The organism is Ottowia sp., assembly GCF_016703145.1.
Taxonomy (GTDB): Bacteria; Pseudomonadota; Gammaproteobacteria; order Burkholderiales; family Burkholderiaceae_C; genus Ottowia.
The window spans coordinates 1,190,375-1,211,287 of sequence record NZ_JADJCO010000003.1; the positions used below are offsets into that span (position 1 = coordinate 1,190,375).

Here is a 20,913-nt window from a genome sequence, read left to right on the forward strand (position 1 = left end):
TTCCGGGGCGCCGCGCCGCGTCCGCCGCGCCGCGTCCGCCGCGTCACCAGCCAAAGAACCGGCAGATCGCCTCGCGCTGCGCCAGCGCGTCGGCGCGGCCCATGCGGATCAGCTCGCGCGTGTAGCCGGCCTCGAACAGCAGGTAGCTGGCCAGCATGGCGCCGCGCGCGGCGCGCGTGCCGCCGCGCACGCCCAGCATCGACAGCAGCACCCGCACCGAGGGCGGCAGCATGTGCGCGTGGCGCGCGGCCACCTCGTCCAGGCGCCGCGAGGGCGTCACCACCAGCAGCTCGATCGGGCGCAGCGTGGTCTCCGCGCGGCGCTCCGGCGCGATCAGCGACAGCGTGTGGTTGATGCGCCGCACGCGCTCCACGTCGGCGTCCAGGGTGTCGAGGAAGATGCTCGACAGCGCGTGGCCCGCCACCTGCGCCAGCGACGGGTAGCCCGGATCGCCCAGGGGCGGCTCGTCCGGCGGCTCGTGCGCGCGGCCGACGCCGATCACCAGCACGCGCTCGGCGCCCAGGTGGATCACGGGCGAGATCGGCGCCACCTGCCGCATCGAGCCGTCGCCGTAGTAGCCTGGCTGCCCCTCGGCCGTGATGCGCGCGGCGGGGAACACGAAGGGAATGGCCGCCGACGCCATCAGGTGATCGACCTCGATGCGGGTGCGCACGGCGCGGCGCCGGGCGCGCGTCCAGTCCTGCATGTCGCCCACGGCGTCGTAGAAGGTGACGTGCTCGCCGCTGGTGTAGCCCGAGGTGGTGACCGCCAGCGCGCGCAGGTGGCCGCCGGCCAGCATCTCCGGCAGGCGCCGCAGCGGCAGTTGCGCGTGCAGCAGGGCGCGCAGCGGCTCGTTGTCGAGCAGCGAGCGCGGCTGCGGCGAGCCCCAGCGCGAGGGTACCCAGCTGGCCGACATCAGGCCGAGCCAGCGCGCGCTGGCGCGCACGGCGTCCAGCGCGTCGGCGCGGTACACCTGCCGCGCCCGGAAGCTGCTCCACAGGCGGGCCAGCCGCGCGACCGCCGCTGGGAAGCGGTCGGCGTCGCAGGCCAGCGCCGCGGCGTTGATGGCGCCGGCCGAGGTGCCCACGATGACGTCGAAGGGCGAGCCGCGGCGGCCGTCGCCGCTTTGCCGCCGCAGCGCGGCCACGGTCTGCAGCACGCCCACCTGGTAGGCCGCGCGCGCGCCGCCGCCGGTCAGCAGGAGGGCCGTGCCGGGGGCGGGGGAGAGGTCGCGAGGCGGGCTTTCGTGGGCATCGGGCGAGGTGCTGGCGTGGCAGGGGCGGGCAGCGCCTTAGACTACCGGCTGAACCGGAGTCGAGCAAATCAAATGGGCATTCAGGAACAAGACGTGCGGCAGGCCCTGGCGGCCGTGATCGACCCCAACACGGGGCAGGATTTCGTGTCCACCAAGCAGCTCAGGAACCTGCGCATCGACGGCGGCGACGTGTCCTTCGACGTCGAGCTGGGCTACCCGGCCGCCAGCCAGGTGCCGGCGCTGCGCCAGGCGCTGATCGCGGCGGTCCGTGGCGTGTCGGGGGTGGGCAACGTGTCGGTGAACGTGTCGACGAGGGTGATCGCCCACGCCGTGCAGCGCGGCGTGCCCCTGATGCCCAACGTGAAGAACATCATCGCCGTGGCCTCGGGCAAGGGCGGCGTGGGCAAGAGCACGACGGCGGCCAACCTGGCGCTGGCGCTGGCCGCCGAGGGCGCGCGCGTGGGCGTGCTGGACGCCGACATCCACGGCCCCAGCCAGCCGATGATGCTGGGCATCAGCGGCCGGCCCGAGAGCGTGGACGACAAGAGCATGGAGCCGCTCAGCAACCACGGCGTGCAGGCCAACTCGATCGGCTTCCTGATCGACCCCGACCAGGCCGTCATCTGGCGCGGCCCGATGGTGGTGCAGGCGCTCGACCAGCTCCTGCGCCAGACCAACTGGCGCGACCTGGACTACTTGGTCATCGACCTGCCGCCCGGCACCGGCGACATCCAGCTCAGCCTGAGCCAGCGCGTGCCCCTGACCGGCGCGGTGATCGTCACCACGCCGCAGGACATCGCCCTGGCCGACGCGCGCAAGGCCGTGGCCATGTTCGAGAAGGTGGGCGTGCCCATCCTCGGACTGGTGGAGAACATGGCGGTGCACGTGTGCTCGAACTGCGGCCACGTCGAGCACATCTTCGGCGCCGACGGCGGCAAGCGCTACGCCGCCGAGAAGGGCATCGACTACCTGGGCGCGTTGCCGCTGGCGCTGTCGATCCGCGAGCAGGCCGACTCGGGCCGCCCCACCGTGGTGGCCGAGCCGGACGGCGAGATCGCCGCCATCTACAAGGCCATGGCGCGCCAGGTCGCCGTCCGCATCGCGGCGCGGTCCAAGGACTTCTCCAGCAAGTTCCCGTCGATCACCATCTCGCGCGATACCTGAGCCGGAAGGGCGCTACTTTATTGGTAGCTGATGGTGTAGATCTGGCGCGGGCTGTAGGCCGATTCGGCTTGAAATTACGGCGATGGCGTTCCCTCAACCACGGTGAGCAAGCGTTCCTGAACCGCCGCCTGCTTCTTTTCCGATAGTGGCGGGCGGCGGTTATCCTCGCCGCATGGTCTGGCCCGCCGCCCTGCAACTCGACTACACCGTGCACGCCGGCCGTAGCGTGGCGCGGCACCGCCACGACGGCCCGCTGCGCATCCTGCAGAGCCTGTACCCCGAGGGCGACGCGGTGTGCCACAACGTGCTGGTGCACCCGCCCGGCGGCGTGGTGGGCGGCGACACGCTGGACCTGCGGGTGCGCGCGGCGCCCGGCGCGCACGGCCTGGTGACCACGCCCGGCGCGACGCGCTTCTACGCCAGCGAGGGCCTGCCCGGCGTGCAGCGCGCCGAGCTGTCGGTGGCCGAGCGGGCGCGCCTGGAATGGCTGCCGCTCGAAGCCCTGTACTACAGCGGCTGCCTGGCCGAGAACCGGCTGCGCATCGACGTGGCGCCGGGCGGCGAGCTGATCGGCTGGGACATCGCCGCGCTGGGCCTGCCGCACGCCGGCAAGCCCTTCGTGCGCGGCAGCGTGCTGCAGCACGTCGAAGTGCCCGGCGCGTGGCTGGAGCGCGGCCGCATCGGCGCGGACGATGCTCGCCTGCTCGACGGCCCGCTGGGTTTGGCGGGGCGGCGCTGCCTGGCGAGCGTCTTCTTCGTCGCCGGCGAGCCGCTGGCGCGCGGGCGCGCGGAGCAGGCGCTGGAGGCGGCGCGCGGCGCGATCGCCGGGCACGCGCTCGAAGCCTTCGCGGGCGCCACCCGCCCCGGTCCGCGCGTGGTGGTGGTGCGCACCCTGGCACCGGTGGTGGAGCCGGCTTTCGACCTGCTGCGCCGCGTGCGCGGCGCGTGGCGACAGGCGCTGTGGGGGCTGCCGGACGCCGCGCCGCGCATCTGGGCGATGTGAGCGGGGGCGATATCGTCTCGCCGTTTGCTATCGTTGATATAGCTGCCAACGCAATGCCGGTGCTGGCTAGAGGATGTTTTGACTTGAAATCGGCTGGGTTTGGGAAAAGAGAGCTGGCTGGGCCGGCCTGGAAGGGCCTACCTGGCTGACTCTGTCAAAAAGCGCCCTGCGGCGCTTCCCACGATGAGCGGGTGGGCGAGGCCGGCGGCGAATCCCGGGAGGACCCGCCCAGCCGGCGGCGCGCTATTTCGTCAGGATCAGCTTGCCCAGCCGGGTGGTCTGCAGGCGGTAGACCGATCCGTTGTGGCTGATCTCGATCGTCCGGCGGCCCTGCAGCAGGTGGTCGCTGGGCAGCGGCGCCGGCGCGGCCTCGACCTGGATGGGCTGCGGCGGCAGCGTCAGGGTGCGGCGGCCGGTGGTGGCGGCGGTGGAGTCGGCGGTGTGTCGCATGGTGCTCCTCAGGGCAGCGCGTCGCGCGGCGGTTCGGTGATGAAGCCGATCTTCTTCAGGCCCGCCTGCTGCGCGGTCGCCATGGCCTGGGCCACGCGCTCGTAGCGCACGTCGCGGTCGCCGCGGATGTGCAGGTCGGGCTGGGGGTTCTTCTGGCCCTCGGCCTGCAGGCGCCGGGCGAACTGGTCGTCGTCGACGCGTTCGTCGCCCAGGAAGTAGGTGCCGTCGGCCTGCACCGTCAGACGCAGGGTCTCGGGCTTGACGTTTTCCTTCTCGTTGCTGGCGCGCGGCAGCTCCACGTTGACCGCGTGCTTCATCACCGGCACGGTGATGATGAAAATGATGAGCAGCACCAGCATCACGTCGATGAACGGGACCATGTTGATCTCGCCCATCATCTCGTCCTGGTCGTCGGCGGTGAATCCGGCCATGGCTTCAGCCTTTCTTCATGGCGACGATGTTGCCGTCGCTGGACGCGGCGGTGATGCGCGCGCCCGTCACGTAGTAGGCGTGCAGGTCGTGCGCGAAGCGGTTCAACTTGCCCAGGATGAACTTGTTGCCGCGCACCAGCGCGTTGTAGCCCAGCACGGCGGGGATGGCCACCGCCAGGCCCAGCGCGGTCATGATCAGCGCCTCGCCAATGGGGCCGGCCACGCGGTCGATGCTGGCCTGGCCGGCGGCGCCGATGTTCATCAGCGCGTGGTAGATGCCCCAGACGGTGCCGAACAAGCCGACGAAGGGCGCGGTGGAGCCGACCGAGGCCAGGATCGCCAGGCCCACCTGAAGCCCGGACGTGGTGTGGTCGATGCTGTTGCGCAGCGCGCTGGAGATCCAGTCGCTCACGTCCAGCGTGTCGTGCAGTTGCGCCTTGGTGGCGCGGTGGTGGGCGGCGGCCTCGCGGCCTTCGACGGCCAGGTCGCGGAAGGGGTTGCCCTCGCCCTGGCCCAGCTTGGCCAGGCCCTCGGCCATGTCGGACGAGTGCCAGAAACTCTCCACGCGGGCGGCCTGGCGCTTGGCGCGCACCACGTCCAGCGCCTTGATCAGGATCACGATCCACGACGCCAGCGACATGCCGACCAGCGCCAGGAGCACGGCCCGGGTGACGAAGTCGCCCTGGGTCCAGACGTGCAAAAGTCCAAATTGGGAATTCATTCTCCACTCACTCCAGTACGAAATTGATCGGGACGTTGAACCACATCGCCTCCGGCACGCCGTTGCGCGTGCCCGGCTGGTAGCGCCAGCGGTCGCGCACGGTCTCCAGCGCCACCTGGTCCAGCCGCTCGTAGCCGCTGGAGCGCTGGATGTGGGCCTCCTGAGCGCGGCCATCGGTGCCGATGAGCACGCGCAGCACCACCCGGCCGGTCTCGCCCAGGCGGCGACTCATGGCGGGATAGGACGGCTTCGGGTTGTTCAGGTAGGACGCGTTGGACGACGGCAGCACCACCACCGGCGGGGCCGGGGGCGCCGGCGGGCTGACCGGCGCGGCCACGGGGGCGCGTGCGGGGGGCTCGGGCGGCGCGGCGGCCACGACCGGCGCCGTCGGCGCCGCCTCCTGGACCGCCAGCGGCGCGGGCTCCGGGCGCGGCGCGGGGCGCGGCTTGGGGGCGGGCGCGGCGACGCGCGGCTTCGGCGGCTCGGGCTTGGGCGGCTGCGCCACGGGCAGGGGCGCCGGGGCGGGCGGGGCCGGGGGCGGCGGCGGGGCGATGAATTCGGCCAGGATCTCGGCCGGCACCACCACCTCCACCGCGCGCTTGAGCAGGCCGCTTTGCAGCGCCCACAAGGCGGCGCCATGCATCAGCACCACGCCGCCGATGATCACGGCGTTGCGGCTCAGGCGGGGCAGGGCGGGGAGCGTCGAGGGCGACATCAGGGACAAGAATCGAACAATCGATGGGCAGGCCGTGGAGGGATATCCCGGCCCGCCCGAAAAAAGAAAGGAGCGGTCAGCGGCGCAGCACCCAGAGCAGCGCGCCCACCACCAGGGCCAGGGCGCCGAGGGTGGCGATCATCGCGGACAGGTGCATGGCCGGCCCACCGGGTCAGGCATGCGCCCAGGCCCTGCCGTCGGCCGCGCCGGCGTCGTGCAGCGCCGCGACCGGGCGGCTGGCGTTGCACTGGGCCACCAGATCCCGCGCGCAGCCCTCGCAGCGGCCGCAGCAGGTCGCCACGCCCAGCTCGAGCTGGATGTCGTCGAAGCTCATGCCGACGTGGGCATGGCGCGCGATCTCGCGGTCGGACACTCGGTTGCAGACACAGACGATCATGATGAAGCGGGCTGGATCAGGGGTTTCCCATCGATGGGGGTGATATTAAATGAGAGCTATTCTCATTGTCAACAGCTATGTTGCCGATAGGGGAAAGCAGCGCCGGCCCGGCCTCGGCCAGGGTACGGCAGCCGGTCAGGGCCATGGCGATCTCCAGTTCGTCGCGCAGCAGGCGCAGGGCGCGCGCCACGCCCAGGGCGCCGTTGGCGGCCAGGGCGTTCATCACCGGGCGGCCGATGAGCACGGCGCTGGCGCCCAGGGCGATGGCCTTGAGCACGTCGGTGCCGCGCCGGATGCCGCCGTCGACGATCAGGGGCAGCGCGCCCTGGACGGCGTCGCGCACCAGGGGCAGCGCCTGCGCGGTGGCGGGCAGGGTGTCCAGGGTGCGGCCGCCGTGGTTGCTGACGACGAGGCCGGCGACGCCGAGCGCGCGCGCCTGGCGCGCGTCCAGCGGGTGCAGCACGCCCTTGAGCCACACGGGCAGGCGCGTGCGCGCCTGCAGCCAGGCGACGTCGTCCCAGGTGGGCGCGGCGGCGGGCAGGCCGGCGCAGAAGGTGCCGGGGTCGCCCAGGGCGGCGGGGGCGCCCTGCAGGTGCACGGCGCTGATGCCGGGCGGCAGCGCGAAGCCGGCGCGGCGCTCGCGGTCGCGCGCGCCGTGGACGGGGGCGTCCACGGTGAGCACCAGGGCTTCGTAGCCCGCGGCCTCGGCGCGCTGGGCGAGGGCGAGGTTGAAGCCGCGGTCGGCCTGCCAGTAGAGCTGGAACCACAGCGGCCCGCGCCCCGGCTCGCCCAGCGCGGCCTGGGCCACGCGCTCCATGGGCACGCTGGACTGGGTGCTAAGGATGACGCCGGCGCCCTGCGCGGCGGCGGCCAGCACGCTGGCCCATTCGCCGTCGGCATGGGCCAGCTTCTGGAAGGCGACCGGCGCCAGCAGGATGGGGTGCGCCAGCGCGCGGCCTGCCAGCTGGGTGCGGGTGTGGCCGCCGGCCAGCGGCCGCAGCACGCGCGGCCACAGCGGCAGGCGCTGCCAGGCGTCCAGGTTGGCGCGCAGGGTCAGCTCGTCGCCCGCGCCGCCCTCGATGTAGGCCCAGGCGGCCGGGTCGAGCCGGCGCCGGGCCTCGGCGGCCTGGTCGGCCAGGGTGGCGTCGAGAGGGACGGATTGCTGCATTTTTGATAGCTTTTGGCGCAATACGGGTACGGGCTACGGTGCAAAAACGCCTGAAATCAGGTGTCGGCCCACAGGCGCAGCAGATTGTGGTACGTGCCGGCCAGGCGCGTGGCTTCCTCGCTTTCGCCGTGGCGCTGGCGCAGGGCGAGCAGGGCCATGTCCATGTCGAACAGCAGGCGGCGCTGCTCGCTGCCGCGCACCATGCTCTCGATCCAGAAGAAGCTGGCCAGGCGCGTGCCGCGCGTGACGGGGCGCACCTCGTGCACGCTGGTGCCGGGGTAGAGCACGGCGTCGCCGGCGGGCAGCTTGATGGCCTGCTCGCCCCAGGTGTCCTGCACCACCAGCTCGCCGCCGTCGTATTCGTCGGGCGCGCTGAGGAACACCGTGCACGACACGTCGGTGCGCACCCACTGCTGGGTGGCGCGCGAGTGCAGCACGGCGCCGTCGACGTGGGCGCCGTAGTGGTTGGCCTGGTCGCCGTAGCGGTTGAACAGAGGGTTGAAGATTTTCTTGGGCAGCGCGGCGGAGAACAGCAGCGCGTCGCGCTGCACCGCGGCCAGCACCAGCGCGCGCAGCGCGGTGGCGGCGGGGCTGTCCTGCGCGAGCTGCAGGTTGTTCTTCTGCCGCAGGGCCTGCTCGCCGGCGCTGCGGCGGCCGTCGATCCACGGGGCGTCCCCGGCCTGCAGCAGCGCGCGCGCCTGGGCCAGTTCGTCGGGGGTGAGCAATTGCTTGAGGTGGATCGGCATGGGGCGTGCGCGGAAAAGACCGCAGCCGCCCTGGGGGCGGCTGCGGGGTGGTCACGGCGTCGCGGGGCGCATCAGAACAGGGTCTTCAGCGTCAGCTCCACCCGGCGCGGCGCGCCGGGGGCATAGAAGCCCCGGTACAGCGCGTCGGCATAGAGCTTGTTGGTCAGGTTGGAGACGTTCAGCTTGAGCGTGGTCTTCTCGGTGAACGCGTATTCAACCATGGCGTCGAAGGTCATGAAGCCCTTGGCCTTGTAGGTGCGCTGGCCGTCGGGGTTCTGGCTGCCGCGGTAGTTGGCGCCCAGGCCCAGGCGCAACTGGGGCAGCACGCGGTAGGTGGTCCACACGCTGCCGCTGTGGCGGGGCGTGAGGCCGGGGCGGTCGCCCTCGACCTGCGCGCCGGTGCCGGCGGGGTTCAGCACCACGTTGCTCTTGTCGATCTTGGCCCTGGGGATCCAGGTGTGGTTCCAGAACACCTCCCAGGCGGGGGTGACGCGCCCGGCGAAGTTGAACTCCATCCCGGCGGCGTGCCGCTTGCCGGACAGCAGCTCCTGCATGGCGGCGCTGTCCGGGTCGGTGTTGCGCTCGTTGTATTTCTCGCTGTAGAACAGGGCGACGCCGGCCAGCGCGCGCTTGTCGAACAGGTCCCACTTGCCGCCGATCTCGAAGTTGCGGCTCTTCTCGGGCGGGGTGCGGGCCGACCGGCCGGTGTTGGCGCCCACGCTCACGCCGTACTGGTAGGCGTCGCCCGAGGTGTTGAAGGACTGGCCGTAGGACACGTAGTACGACGCCGTGTCGCTGGGCTGGTACAGCAGGCCCAGGCGCGGGCTCCACATGTTGTCGGTGCGTTCGTTGCTGAGCGAGCCGTCGGCGTTGCGGTAGGACGCCTTGAAGTGGTCGAAGCGGATGCCGCCGACGAACTTGAAGGTGTCGTTCAGCGCGATGGTGTCCTGCAGGTACGCGCCGATGCTGCGTGCCTTGAAGGTGTTGTAGGGCACGGGCGTGGCGCGCGTGTCGGGTACCCAGGCGCCATCGTTGGGCGTGCCCACGGTGGTGTTGGGGCGGGCCGGCGTGGCGGGCAGCGGGTAGTTGTTGTTGCGCCGCGCGTCCTCGTCGTAGAAGTCGATGCCGGTCAGGACGTGGTGCTTCTTGCCGCCCAGCTCGAACGTGTTGCCATAGTCGCTCTGCAGCAGGATGACGTCGCTCTTGCCGATGCGGCCCTTGGAGCCGCGCGTCAGCTCGGTGGCGTCGGTGATGTCGCTCACGATGGTCGGGCGCGTGGCCGCGGCGAAGCCGATGGGGCTGCCCAGCAGGTCGCGCTCGTACTGGCCGGCGCGCAGGCGGGTCTTGAGCTCACCGCCGTTGTCGAAGCGGTGGGTGTGGCCGAGGGTGGCGTACTTGGCCGAGGTGTCCAGGTGGTCGCCCGTCAGGCCGTAGAAGTTCTTGGCCTTCAGCGTCGGGTTGATCTGGTTGTTGGTGATGATCCAGGGGTGGCTGTAGCTGGAGCGCCCCTCGATGTCGAGGTAGTACAGGCCGACGGAGAACTCGTCGCGCGTGCCGATGCCCCAGCGGAAGGTGGGCGCGATGCCGAACTTGCGCTGCTTGGCGCCCCAGTTCTTGGCGTCGTGGCCCATCACGTTCAGGCGCAGCGCGGCGTCGTCGCCGGTCTTGAAGTTGAAGTCGCCCTGCAGGCGCACCGTGTTGCCGGTGCCCAGCGTCACGTTGGCCTCGTGCTGGTCCATCAGGAAGGGCTGCTTGCTGGCCTGGTTGACCACGCCGCCGGTGGAGCCCTTGCCGAACAGCATGGAGGCCGAGCCCTTGATGACTTCGACGCGGTCGTCGTTGAAGGTGTCGCGCTCGTACAGCGGCGCGTCGCGCATGCCGTCGCGGTAGATGTCGCCGGCCTGGCCGAGCGAGAAGCCGCGCAGGCGCACGTCTTCCTCGCCCGTCTCGCCGGCCTGGAAGGTGACGCCGGCGGTGGCGCGCAGCACCTCGCGGAAGTCGTCCATGTTGCGGTCCTGGATCAGCTTCTCGGTCATCACCGTGACGCTCTGCGGGATGTCGCGCAACTCCTGGTTGCCCTTGCCGATTTCGGTGCGGGTCGCGCGCAACTGGGTCTTGCTGTGGGTGGCGCCGTCGAGGGCCGAATCCTGCACCGTGACGGTGGGCAGCGTGGCCGCCGCGCCGGCCGGCGGCGTGGCCTGGGCGAAGGCGGCCGAGCTCAGCGAGCCGGCCAGCAGCATGGCGCCCAGCGGCAACAGGGCCGTGCCGCCTGCTTCAGTAATGATAGCTTTTGGAGATTGATGGGTGCGGGCCAGGGGCTGATTTGGCTTCGAATCTGGTGTCATGGACATGGTGAGGGCTCAACGAGTTGCAAAAAGGAATTCTGGTGATCCGGTCACGCGCCGAGCAGGGGAAATCCGCCGGACGGCCGCTCGCTGACATGCAGCGCAGAGGCTGATTCTAAGGAAAAATGAGAATGATTTTCATTGTGATTGTTGCAAATAGGCAACTTCCAGGCACAAAAAAGGGGCCGCGTGGCCCCTGAATGTGAGTGCGCCGAAGAGCGGCCGGGTCAGTCCAGCTTGCCCATCTGGCTTTGCAGGTAATTCTGCACGCCGACCTTGTCGATCAGCTCGATCTGCGTTTCGAGGAAGTCGATGTGCTCCTCGGTGTCGTCGAGGATGTCCTGCAGCAGATCGCGCGAGACGTAGTCGCGCGCCTGCTCGCAGTGCTGGATGCCGTCCTTGATGGTGGCCTGCGCGCCGACCTCGGCCTGCAGGTCGCAGCGCAGGATCTCGGGCACGTCCTCGCCCACGCTCAGCTTGCCCAGGTCCTGCAGGTTGGGCAGGCCGTCGAGCATGAAGATGCGGTCCATCAATTGGTCGGCGTGCTTCATCTCGCCGATGGATTCCTCGTATTCCTTCTTGGCCAGCTTGTCGAGGCCCCAGTGCTTGAGCATGCGGTAGTGCAGGAAGTACTGGTTGATGGCCGTCAGCTCGTTCTTCAACTGCGCCTGCAGGTGCTTGATGACGTTCGGGTCGCCCTTCATGTGCGCTCTCCTTGTGTGCTTGAGTGGGGCGAGATTCTAGAAGTCGCGCGGGCAGCGGCAAGTGCGGGGACTTTCGTAATGCGAAGGCTTCCCATGTCGTTTCCAGGTTCAGATCGCCACCAGCCGCCGCACGCCGTCGTCCTCCATGTCGCGGCCCAGGCCGCGGGCGATGATCTCGCCGCGCTCCATCACCAGGTAGTGGTCGGCCAGCTCCTGCGCGAAATCGTAATACTGCTCGCACAGCACGATGGCCATGCGGCGGCCCTGCCAGCCGTGCTCGGCCAGCCGCCGGATGGCACGGCCGATGTCCTTGATGATGGACGGCTGGATGCCCTCGGTCGGCTCGTCCAGGATCAGCAGGCTGGGCCCCGGCGCCAGCGCGCGGGCGATGGCGAGTTGCTGCTGCTGCCCGCCCGACAGGTCGCCGCCGCGCCGGTGCAGCATCTGCTGCAGGACAGGGAACAGCTCGAACAGCTCGGGCGCGATCGGCGTGCCGGCGGGGCGGTAGGCCAGGCCCATGCGCAGGTTCTCTTCCACCGTCAGGCGGGCGAAGATCTCGCGCCCCTGCGGCACGAAGCCCATGCCGGCGCGGGCACGCCCGTAGGGCGTGGCGCGGTCGAGCGCGCGGCCGTCGAAGGTGATGTGGCCGCTCCTGATCGGCACCAGGCCCATCAGCGACTTCAGAAGCGTGGTCTTGCCCACGCCGTTGCGGCCCAGCAGGACCGTGACCTCGCCGGGCCGGGCCTCGAAGCTCACGTCGCGCAGGATGTGCGAGCCGCCGTAGTACTGGTGGATGTGCTGGACGCTGAGCATGGTGTTTTGAATGAAATAAAGCGTTGGCCGGTGTGGATATTGCGCTGATAGCTATTTTTTTAATAGTAATCGGTCAACGCCCCAGGTACACCTCGATCACCCGCTCGTCGGCCTGCACCTGGTCCAGCGTGCCCTGCGCCAGCACGGCGCCGTCGCACAGCACGGTGACGATCTCGGAGATGGTGCGGATGAAGCTCATGTCGTGCTCCACCACCATCAGCGAATGCTTGCCCTTGAGGGTGAGGAACAGCTCGGCCGTGCGCGCCGTCTCCTCGTCGGTCATGCCGGCCACGGGCTCGTCCAGCAGCAGCAGCTTCGGGTCCTGCATCAGCAGCATGCCGATCTCCAGCCACTGCTTCTGGCCGTGGCTCAGGGTGCCGGCCAGGCGGCCCACGCTGCCCGCCAGGTGGATGGTGTGCAGCACCTCGGCCAGCCGGTCGGCCTGCGCCGAGTCGAGCCGGAAGAACAGCGAGTGCGTCACGCCCTTGTCCGTCTTGAGGGCGAGTTCGAGGTTCTCGAACACCGTGAGGTGTTCGAACACGGTGGGCTTCTGGAACTTGCGGCCGATGCCCAGTTGCGCGATCTCGGCCTCGCGGTGGCGCAGCAGGTCGATGGTGCTGCCGAAAAACACCGTGCCCTCGTCGGGCCGGGTCTTGCCGGTGATGATGTCCATCATCGTCGTCTTGCCGGCGCCGTTGGGGCCGATGATGCAGCGCAGCTCGCCGGGGGCGATGTCCAGGCTGAGCTTGTTGATGGCCTTGAAGCCGTCGAAGCTCACGCTCACGTCGTCCAGGTACAGGATGCGGCCGTGCGTGACGTCCACCTCGCCCGGCACCACGGGGCGCGCGAAGACGGCGCTGCGGTCGCCCGATTCGGTCTGCCGCTCGCGCGTGGCCGCGAGGTGGCGGTCGTGGCGCTCGGCGCCCTGGGCCAGCAGGTCGGGGGTCATGCGCGCGCTCCTTCGGCGTCGAGGCCGGCGTCCCTCGCGGCGGGGCGGGGCGCCGTGGCGCGGGCCGGCTCGGCCGGCGCCGGCGGGCGGCGGCCGAGCCGGCGCGCCAGCCCGACCACGCCTTGCGGCATGAACAGCGTGACGATGATGAACAGCAGCCCCAGGAAGTACAGCCAGTACTCGGGCGCCGCCACCGTCAGCCAGCTCTTGGCGCCGTTGACCAGGAACGCGCCGATGACCGGGCCGACCAGCGTGGCGCGCCCGCCCACCGCCGTCCAGATGGCGATCTCGATGGAGGCGGCGGTGCTCATCTCGCCCGGGTTGATGATGCCCACCTGAGGCACGTACAGCGCGCCGGCCACGCCGCACATCACGGCCGAGATGACCCAGATCGTCAGCTTGTAGGGCAGCGGGTTGTAGCCGCAGAACATGGTGCGCGACTCGGCGTCGCGGATGGCCTGCAGCACGCGCCCGAACTTGCTGGCGATCAGCCAGCGCGCGAACAGGAAGAAGCCCAGCAGCGTGGCGCCGGTGAGCACGAAGAGCAGCATGCGCATCTGCTGCGTGGCCAGCGGCTGGCCCAGGATGCGCTTGAAGTCGGTGAAGCCGTTGTTGCCGCCGAAGCCCGTCTCGTTGCGGAAGAACAGCAGCATCGCCGCATAGGTCAGCGCCTGCGTGATGATGGAGAAGTACACCCCCTTGATGCGCGAGCGGAAGGCGAACCAGCCGAACACGAAGGCCACCGCGGCCGGCACCAGCACGATGAGGATCAGCGTGGCGGCGAAGCTGTCCGACAGCAGCCAGTGCCAGGGCAGCTCCTTCCAGTCGAGGAAGACCATGAAGTCCGGCAGGTCGCTCTTGTAGTTGCCGTCGCGGCCGATCTGGCGCATCAGGTACATGCCCATCGCGTAGCCGCCCAGCGCGAAGAACAGGCCGTGGCCCAGCGACAGGATGCCGGCGTAGCCCCAGATCAGGTCCATGGCCAGCGCGCAGATGGCGTAGCACATGATGCGGCCCAGCAGCGCCACGGCGTAGTCGCTGAGGTGCAGGGGGCTGCCGGCGGGGACCCACAGGTTGAGCACCGGCGCCACGGCGCACACGGCGATCAGGGCGGCGAAAAAGGCCGTCCAGCCCTTGCCGCCGAGCAGCGGCGCCTTGGAAGGTAGTTGCACGTGGCTCATGCTTCGGCGCTCCGGCCCTTCATCGCGAAGATGCCCTGCGGCCGCTTCTGGATGAAGATGATGATGAAGACCAGCACGGCGATCTTGGCCAGCACGGCGCCGGCCCAGCCCTCGATGAACTTGTTGAGCACGCCCAGTCCCAGCGCCGCGTACACGGTGCCGGCCAGTTGGCCCACGCCGCCCATCACCACCACCATGAAGCTGTCCACGATGTAGCCCTGGCCCAGGTCGGGGCCGACGTTGCCGATCTGGCTGAGCGCGCAGCCCGCCAGCCCGGCGATGCCCGAGCCCAGCGCGAAGGCGTAGGTGTCGACGCGCGCCGTGTTCACGCCCATGCAGGAGGCGATAGGCCGGTTCTGCGTCACGCCGCGCACGAACAGGCCGAGCCGCGTGCGCGCGATCAGCCAGCCCATGGCGGCCAGCACCAGCGCGGCGAAGACGATGATGCCGATGCGGTTCCAGGGCAGCGTCACGTTGGCCATCAGTTGCAGCCCGCCGCTCATCCAGGCCGGGTTCTCCACGCCGACGTTCTGCGCGCCGAAGATGGAGCGCACGAGCTGCTGCAGCATCAGGCTGATGCCCCAGGTGGCCAGCAGCGTCTCCAGCGGCCGGCCGTACAGGAAGCGGATCACGCCGCGCTCCAGCACCGCGCCCACCAGCGCCGACGCCAGGAAGGACGCGGGGATCGCCGCGACGAGGTACCAGCCGAACAGCGGCTCGGGCACGAAGCGCTGGAACAGGCCCTGCATCACGTAGGTGGCGTAGGCGCCGATCATGATCAGCTCGCCGTGCGCCATGTTGATCACGCCCATCAGCCCGTAGGTGATGGCCAGCCCGAGCGCCGCCAGCAGCAGCACCGAGCCCAGGCTCACGCCGCTGAACACGGCGTTGAGGCGGTCGCCCCACACCAGCGTGTCGTCGATGTGGCGGATCGCCTCCCGAATGGCGGCCTGCACGGCCGCGTCCGGCTCCTCGGCCAGGCGGTCGTTCAGCAGCAGCTTGGTCGCGGGCGTGCGCTGCTCGCCCAGGGCGCGGGCGGCGGCCAGGCGCTGGGCAGGGTCGTCGCTGGCCAGCGCGGAGGCGGCGCGCACCAGCTCCAGCCGGGCCTTCACGCCGGCGTCCTGCTCGCGCGCCAGGGCCGCTTCCACCAGCGGCAGGCGCGAGGGGTCGGGGTCCTTGAGCAGCACGTCGGCGGCGGCGGCGCGCGCGCTGGCGTCGGGGCTGGCCAACCGCAGCGCGGACTGCGCCGCTTCGAGGGCGCGGCGCATCACGTTGTTGTTGACGACGTCCTCGGCCGCGTCCGGCACGGCGACGGCCGCGCCCGTGACGGGGTCGCGGCCCTGCTCGCCGTCCATCACGAAGACCTGCGTGTCGGTGTGGCGCACCGCGTCGTCTGCCAGCGCCTGGATGAGGGCGGCGGCGCGCTCGTCGGCGCTCGCCGCCGCCTCGTTGATCGCGGCGGTGCGCGACTGCGCGTCGCCGGAGGCCATCGCCAAGGCCTGCTCCATCGTCAGGGCCTGGGCGGGCGCCGCCGCGGCGCACAGCAGCAGGCACGCGGCCTGGAGCCATCGGTGCAGGGGGTTCTTCACGTCATCCTCGATCCATTGGGCAAAAGGCCCCCGGCCGCGCGGGCGCGGGCCGGGCTCGGGTCACGCCGGGTCTCGCCGCTGGCCGCGCGCGAGAGCCCAGGCCGTCACATCACGGTCTTGCCGGTCGGCTCGTCCTTCTTGGCGCTGTTGCCCTCGATGAAGGGGCTCCAGGGCTGGGCCTTGACGGGTGCCTTGGTCTTCCACACCACGTTGAACTGGCCGTCGGGGCGGATCTCGCCGATCAGCACCGGCTTGTGCAGGTGGTGGTTCTTGGCGTCCATGGTCAGCGTGAAGCCGCTCGGCGCCTTGAAGGTCTGGCCCGCCATGGCGGCGATCACCTTGTCGGCGTCGGTGCTCTTGGCCTTCTCCACCGCCTGCTTCCACATATGGATGCCGACGTAGGTGGCTTCCATCGGGTCGTTGGTCAGCGGCTTGGTGGACTGGCCGGGCAGCTTCTTGGCCTTGGCGTAGTCGGCCCACTGCTTCATCCAGGCGGTGTTGGCGGGGTTCTTCACGCTCATGAAGTAGTTCCACGAGGCCAAGTGGCCGGCCAGCGGCTTGGGATCGAGGCCGCGCAGCTCTTCCTCGCCCACGCTGAAGGCCACCACCGGCACGTTGGTGGCCTTGATGCCGGCGTTACCCAGTTCCTTGTAGAAGGGCACGTTGGAGTCGCCGTTGATGGTGGAGATCACCGCCGTCTTGCCGCCCTGCGAGAACTTCTTGATGTCGGCGACGATGGTCTGGTAGTCGCTGTGGCCGAAGGGCGTGTAGCTTTCCATGATGTCCGCGTCCTTCACCCCCTTGGTCTTGAGGAACGCGCGCAGGATCTTGTTGGCGGTGCGCGGGTACACGTAGTCGGTGCCCAGCAGCACCCAGCGCTTGGCGCCGCCGCCGTCCTTGCTCATCAGGTACTCGACCGCCGGGATGGCCTGCTGGTTGGGCGCCGCGCCGGTGTAGAACACGTTCTTCGACAGCTCTTCCCCCTCGTACTGCACGGGGTAGAACAGCAGCGCGTTGTTCTCCTCGTAGACCGGCAGCACCGACTTGCGGCACACCGAGGTCCAGCAGCCGAAGGTGACGGCCACCTTTTCCTGGCCGATGAGCTGCTTGGCCTTCTCGGCCGCCAGCGGCCAGTTGGAGGCGGTGTCGATCACCACGGGCTCCAGCTTCTTGCCCAGCACGCCGCCCTTGGCGTTGATGTCCTCGATGGTCATCAGCGCCATGTCCTTGAGCGCCGTTTCCGAGATGGCCATCGTGCCCGACAGCGCATGCAGCACGCCGACCTTGATGGTGCCGCCCGATTGGGCGTGCGCGGGCAGGGCGGCGAAGCCGGCCAGGGCCGTGGCGGCGGCCAGGGTCTTGAGGGGGAAGCGGCGATGCATGTGCGTGACTCCAGAAGTGTTGAGCGGGGCCGACGATGGCCTCACCCACCCCCTCACGCAAAGGGCGTGCCAGCCCCGGCCGCGCGAGGACGGCGCGCGCGGCGCCGGGCGGCCATCGGTGCGCCGTGCACGGTTTCGGCGCATGGGTTGCGCCTCGATGCACCAAATTGGCGTGACGGCGGCGCGCGAGGGCATGCACCAGGCTGGCGCGCAACTTGCATGCACCACGGTGGACCACGAGAACACGCCCATGGAACTGACGCCGCGCGAAAAGGACAAGCTGCTGATCTTCACCGCCGCCCTGCTGGCCGAGCGGCGCCGCGCGCGCGGCCTGAAGCTCAACTACCCCGAGGCGGTGGCGCTGATCAGTGCCGCCATCATGGAGGGCGCGCGCGACGGCCGCACGGTCGCCGAGCTGATGAGCGCCGGCCGCACGGTGCTGGCCCGCGACCAGGTGATGGAGGGCGTGCCCGAGATGATCCACGAGGTCCAGGTCGAGGCCACCTTCCCCGACGGCACCAAGCTGGTGACCGTGCACCAGCCGATCGAGTGACGGTAAAGTTTTTTAGTCTTTTATGCCATCTGACCGCATGGATATTACGGTGAAAGCTATGAATATGATAGTAAAACGCCTGGGCGCCGCCCTGGCCTTGGCCGTGCCCGCCCTGGCGCTGGCGCACACCGGCGCGGGCGACGCGCACACGCACGCCAACTTCGCCAGCGGGCTGCTGCACCCCTTGGGCGGCGCGGACCACCTGGCCGCCATGGTCGCCGTCGGCGTGTGGAGCGCGCTGGCCGTGCGCCCGGTGTGGGTGGCGCCGCTGGCCTTCGTGGCGATGCTGGTGCTGGGCGCGCTGGCCGCGTTCGCCGGCTGGCAGGTGCCGGCGGTGGAGCGCATGATCGCCGCGTCGCTGCTGGCCGTCGGCCTGCTGGTGGCGCTGCGCGTGCGGCTGCCGGCGGCGGCGGCCGTGGCGCTGACCGGCGCGTTCGCCTTCTTCCACGGTGCGGCGCACGGCACGGAACTGGCTGGTGGCACCGGCGCTTGGCCGGTGCTGGCCGGCATGGCCCTGGGCACCGCGCTGCTGCACGCCGCCGGCATTGGCCTGGGCGAGTGGGTGCTGCGCCGCCGCCGCTGGCTGGGCGCGCTGGCCGGCGCGGCCGTCGCGCTGCTGGGCTCGGCGCTGCTGCTGCGCATGGCCCTGTGAAAGGGCGGACGAAATGACCCCCGGCGAACTGTTCACCGACCCCGGCGAGCACGTCCTCAACCCTGGCCGCCGCGGCGCGACGCTGGTGGTGCGCAACACCGCCGACCGGCCGATCCAGGTCGGCTCGCACTACCACTTCGCCGAAGTCAACGCGGCGCTGGACTTCGACCGCGCCGCCGCGCGCGGCATGCGGCTGAACATCGGCTCCGGCTTGGCCGTGCGCTTCGAGCCCGGCCAGCAGCGCACGGTGGACCTGGTGGACTTGGGCGGCGAGCGCGTGGTGTACGGCTTCCGGGGGCTGGTGCAGGGGCCGCTGTGAACTCCTTCCTTCAAGACAAATCGGCCGATAGCCCAGGACCCGCATGCGCAGGCCGCTATCAATTCAATATCACTGGATTCGTGATGACCCATCCCTTGCAGGTTGCCGCCCGTTGGTTGATCGCACTGGCTTGCCTGTGCGCGCCGCTGATGGCGCCCGCCCATCCGGTCGTCAAGACGCAGACCGATCCCGCGGTGAGCGCGGCCGTGCTGGACGTGTACCACGCCATCGCCGCCGCGGTGCAGGCGAAGGACGCCGCCCGGATCAAGGGCTTCTACACCGACGACTTCACGCACACGCACGGCTCCGGCAAGCTCGACGAGCGCGATGCGCGCGTGGTCAGCCTGCTCACCGGCGAGCCCACGGTCGAGATGGCCGACGACCACGAGCTTGTCATCCTCGGCTACGGTGGCCAGACCGCCATCGTGCGGGGCAAGGGGCTGATCCTGAACGTCAAGGAGCAGCAGCTCTACCAGTTCCGCTGGGTGCAAACCTTCGTGAAAACACCCGCCGGCTGGAAACTCGCTGCCAGCCAGGCCACCCGCCTGCCGGACCCACCTATCCCCAAGAAGTAAGGCCATGGCAACCATCTCACGCCGCGCCTACGCGGAAATCTTCGGCCCCACCGTCGGCGACCGCGTGCGCTTGGCCGACACTGGCTTGGTGATCGAGGTCGAGACCGACTACACCCTGCGCGCCGGCGGCTACGGCGAAGAGGTGAAGTTCGGCGGCGGCAAGACCATTCGCGACGGCATGGCGCAATCGCAGCGCACGCGCGCGCAGGGCGCGGTGGACACCGTGCTCACCAACGCGCTGATCCTCGACCACTGGGGCATCGTCAAGGCCGACATCGGGCTGAAGGACGGCCGCATCGCCGCCATCGGCAAGGCCGGCAACCCCGACACCCAGCCCGGCGTGGACATCGTGATCGGCCCCGGCACCGAAATCATCAGTTGCGAAGGGAACATCGTCACCGCTGGCGGCATCGACAGCCACATCCACTTCATCTGCCCGCAGCAGATCGAGGAAGCGCTGGCCTCCGGCGTCACCACCATGTTCGGCGGCGGCACCGGGCCGGCCACAGGCACCTTCGCCACCACCTGCACGCCCGGCCCCTGGAACATCGAGCGCATGCTGCAGGCGGCCGACGCCTTCCCCATGAACCTGGGCTTTCTGGGCAAGGGCAACGCCAGCCGGCCCGAGGCGCTGCACGAGCAGGTCGAGGCCGGCGTGATCGGCCTGAAGCTGCACGAGGACTGGGGCACCACGCCCAGCGCCATCAGCAACTGCCTGGACGTGGCGGACGAGGAGGACGTGCAGGTGGCGATCCACTCCGACACGCTCAACGAGTCGGGCTTTGTGGAAGACACCATCGCCGCCGTGGCCGGGCGCGGCATCTGCGCCTTCCACACCGAAGGCGCGGGCGGCGGCCACGCGCCCGACATCCTGCGCGTGGTGGGCGAGGCGAATTTCCTGCCCTCTTCCACCAACCCGACGATGCCCTACACCGTGAACACGCTCGACGAGCACGTGGACATGCTCATGGTGTGCCACCACCTTCATGCGTCCATTGCCGAGGACCTGGCCTTTGCCGAATCGCGCATCCGCAAGGAGACCATCGCGGCCGAGGATATCCTGCACGACATGGGCGCCATCAGCATGATGAGCAGCGACTCGCAGGCCATGGGCCGCGTGGGCGAAGTCATCATCCGCACCTGGCAGACCGCCCACAAGATGAAGGCCCAGCGCGGCTGGCTGCCACCCGCGCCCGGCACGGGTGCGGATTCGCCGGACAACAGCGCGCGCAACGACAACTTCCGCGCCAAGCGCTACGTGGCCAAGTACACGATCAACCCCGCGATCTCGCACGGCATCAGCCACGAGGTGGGCAGCCTGGAGCCCGGCAAGTGGGCCGACATCGTGATCTGGAAGCCGGCCTTCTTCGGCGTCACGCCCTTCTGCATCTTGAAAGGCGGCAGCATCGCCCTGGCCGCGATGGGCGACCCCAACGCCAGCATCCCGACGCCGCAGCCCGTGCATTACCGGCCCATGTTCGGTGCGTACGGCGGCAACAACGCGCGCAGCTCACTCACCTTCGTGTCGCAGGCGGGAATGAATGCAGGCATCCAGGAACGCTACGGCCTGGCCAAGACGCTCAGCGCGGTGAAGAACATCCGCGGCGTGCGCAAGCAGCACCTGATCCACAACGGCCTGACGCCGAAGATGGAGATTGACCACCAGACCTACGCCGTGCGCGCCGACGGCGTGCTGCTGACCTGCGAGCCAGCCAAGGTGCTGCCGATGGCGCAGCGGTATTTCCTGTTTTGACGCCGCCAGCGATATGCAACCGCATGCCGGTTGCGTAGGACGCCCACC

At 70.0% G+C, this 20,913-nt stretch carries 22 protein-coding genes; 7 read left to right on the top strand and 15 right to left on the bottom strand.

Going from position 1 to position 20,913, the window contains the following annotated elements:
- Positions 1-43: 43 nt before the first annotated feature.
- Positions 44-1,201, bottom strand: coding sequence for a patatin-like phospholipase family protein (locus IPG65_RS09430; protein WP_293190022.1), 1,158 nt, complete (start codon positions 1,199-1,201; stop codon positions 44-46).
- Positions 1,202-1,303: 102 nt separating this feature from the next.
- On the opposite strand from IPG65_RS09430, the gene apbC reads away from it, so the two are divergent.
- Together apbC and IPG65_RS09440 are read left to right on the top strand one after the other, a co-directional pair.
- On the top strand, positions 1,304-2,419 hold the full coding sequence (apbC, locus tag IPG65_RS09435; RefSeq protein ID WP_293190024.1) for an iron-sulfur cluster carrier protein ApbC: 1,116 nt from the start codon (positions 1,304-1,306) through the stop codon (positions 2,417-2,419).
- 172 nt (positions 2,420-2,591) lie between these two features.
- Positions 2,592-3,422, top strand: coding sequence for an urease accessory protein UreD (locus IPG65_RS09440; protein ID WP_293188956.1), 831 nt, complete (start codon positions 2,592-2,594; stop codon positions 3,420-3,422).
- Positions 3,423-3,665: 243 nt separating this feature from the next.
- Here IPG65_RS09440 and IPG65_RS09445 read toward each other — a convergent pair whose 3' ends face one another.
- The 14 genes from IPG65_RS09445 to urtA form a co-directional block, all read right to left on the bottom strand.
- Positions 3,666-3,872, bottom strand: a complete 207-nt coding sequence (locus tag IPG65_RS09445) for a hemin uptake protein HemP (RefSeq protein ID WP_293188957.1) — start codon at positions 3,870-3,872, stop codon at positions 3,666-3,668.
- A gap of 8 nt (positions 3,873-3,880) precedes the next feature.
- Complete coding sequence (locus IPG65_RS09450) at positions 3,881-4,303, bottom strand: biopolymer transporter ExbD (protein WP_293188958.1); 423 nt, start codon at positions 4,301-4,303, stop codon at positions 3,881-3,883.
- Between the two features lie 4 nt (positions 4,304-4,307).
- Positions 4,308-5,024, bottom strand: a complete 717-nt coding sequence (locus tag IPG65_RS09455) for a MotA/TolQ/ExbB proton channel family protein (RefSeq protein ID WP_293188959.1) — start codon at positions 5,022-5,024, stop codon at positions 4,308-4,310.
- 7 nt (positions 5,025-5,031) lie between these two features.
- Positions 5,032-5,739, bottom strand: coding sequence for an energy transducer TonB (locus tag IPG65_RS09460; protein WP_293188960.1), 708 nt, complete (start codon positions 5,737-5,739; stop codon positions 5,032-5,034).
- A 172-nt stretch (positions 5,740-5,911) separates the two neighbouring features.
- Complete coding sequence (locus IPG65_RS09465; protein ID WP_293188961.1) at positions 5,912-6,136, bottom strand: (2Fe-2S)-binding protein; 225 nt, start codon at positions 6,134-6,136, stop codon at positions 5,912-5,914.
- Between the two features lie 16 nt (positions 6,137-6,152).
- Positions 6,153-7,304 (bottom strand): alpha-hydroxy acid oxidase, encoded by a 1,152-nt coding sequence (locus tag IPG65_RS09470; RefSeq protein ID WP_293188962.1) that lies wholly within the window; start codon positions 7,302-7,304, stop codon positions 6,153-6,155.
- 56 nt (positions 7,305-7,360) lie between these two features.
- Entirely contained in the window at positions 7,361-8,050 is a 690-nt protein-coding gene (locus IPG65_RS09475; protein ID WP_293188963.1) for a Fe2+-dependent dioxygenase, read from the bottom strand.
- A 71-nt stretch (positions 8,051-8,121) separates the two neighbouring features.
- Positions 8,122-10,290 carry a TonB-dependent siderophore receptor gene (locus IPG65_RS09480; RefSeq protein WP_293190026.1) on the bottom strand — a complete coding sequence of 723 codons (2,169 nt, stop codon included), beginning with the start codon at positions 10,288-10,290 and terminating at the stop codon, positions 8,122-8,124.
- 332 nt (positions 10,291-10,622) lie between these two features.
- Positions 10,623-11,099, bottom strand: a complete 477-nt coding sequence (gene bfr, locus IPG65_RS09485) for a bacterioferritin (RefSeq protein ID WP_293188964.1) — start codon at positions 11,097-11,099, stop codon at positions 10,623-10,625.
- Between the two features lie 108 nt (positions 11,100-11,207).
- Positions 11,208-11,912, bottom strand: coding sequence for an urea ABC transporter ATP-binding subunit UrtE (gene urtE, locus IPG65_RS09490; RefSeq protein ID WP_293188965.1), 705 nt, complete (start codon positions 11,910-11,912; stop codon positions 11,208-11,210).
- A 73-nt stretch (positions 11,913-11,985) separates the two neighbouring features.
- The gene (gene urtD / locus IPG65_RS09495) at positions 11,986-12,861 is read right to left on the bottom strand and encodes an urea ABC transporter ATP-binding protein UrtD (protein WP_293188966.1); all 876 of its coding nucleotides are present in this window, start codon (positions 12,859-12,861) and stop codon (positions 11,986-11,988) included.
- Entirely contained in the window at positions 12,858-14,042 is a 1,185-nt protein-coding gene (urtC, locus tag IPG65_RS09500; protein WP_293188967.1) for an urea ABC transporter permease subunit UrtC, read from the bottom strand. Before urtC ends, urtD begins: the two co-directional genes overlap by 4 nt.
- Entirely contained in the window at positions 14,039-15,550 is a 1,512-nt protein-coding gene (gene urtB / locus IPG65_RS09505; RefSeq protein WP_293190028.1) for an urea ABC transporter permease subunit UrtB, read from the bottom strand. The genes urtC and urtB overlap by 4 nt, the downstream gene beginning before the upstream one ends.
- A 185-nt stretch (positions 15,551-15,735) precedes the next feature.
- Complete coding sequence (urtA, locus tag IPG65_RS09510) at positions 15,736-17,013, bottom strand: urea ABC transporter substrate-binding protein (RefSeq protein WP_293188968.1); 1,278 nt, start codon at positions 17,011-17,013, stop codon at positions 15,736-15,738.
- A gap of 250 nt (positions 17,014-17,263) precedes the next feature.
- Between urtA and ureA the strand changes: the two genes are divergently transcribed.
- The 5 genes from ureA to ureC all read left to right on the top strand — a co-directional run bounded on the left by ureA (position 17,264) and on the right by ureC (position 20,865).
- The gene (gene ureA, locus IPG65_RS09515; protein ID WP_293190030.1) at positions 17,264-17,566 is read left to right on the top strand and encodes an urease subunit gamma; all 303 of its coding nucleotides are present in this window, start codon (positions 17,264-17,266) and stop codon (positions 17,564-17,566) included.
- A 64-nt stretch (positions 17,567-17,630) separates the two neighbouring features.
- The gene (locus tag IPG65_RS09520) at positions 17,631-18,218 is read left to right on the top strand and encodes a HupE/UreJ family protein (protein WP_293188969.1); all 588 of its coding nucleotides are present in this window, start codon (positions 17,631-17,633) and stop codon (positions 18,216-18,218) included.
- Positions 18,219-18,231: 13 nt separating this feature from the next.
- The gene (locus tag IPG65_RS09525) at positions 18,232-18,537 is read left to right on the top strand and encodes an urease subunit beta (protein WP_293188970.1); all 306 of its coding nucleotides are present in this window, start codon (positions 18,232-18,234) and stop codon (positions 18,535-18,537) included.
- A gap of 83 nt (positions 18,538-18,620) precedes the next feature.
- Positions 18,621-19,112, top strand: coding sequence for a DUF4440 domain-containing protein (locus tag IPG65_RS09530; RefSeq protein ID WP_293188971.1), 492 nt, complete (start codon positions 18,621-18,623; stop codon positions 19,110-19,112).
- A gap of 4 nt (positions 19,113-19,116) precedes the next feature.
- A complete protein-coding gene (gene ureC, locus IPG65_RS09535) occupies positions 19,117-20,865 on the top strand; it encodes an urease subunit alpha (protein ID WP_293188972.1) in 1,749 nt (582 codons plus the stop codon).
- Positions 20,866-20,913 lie beyond the last annotated feature (48 nt).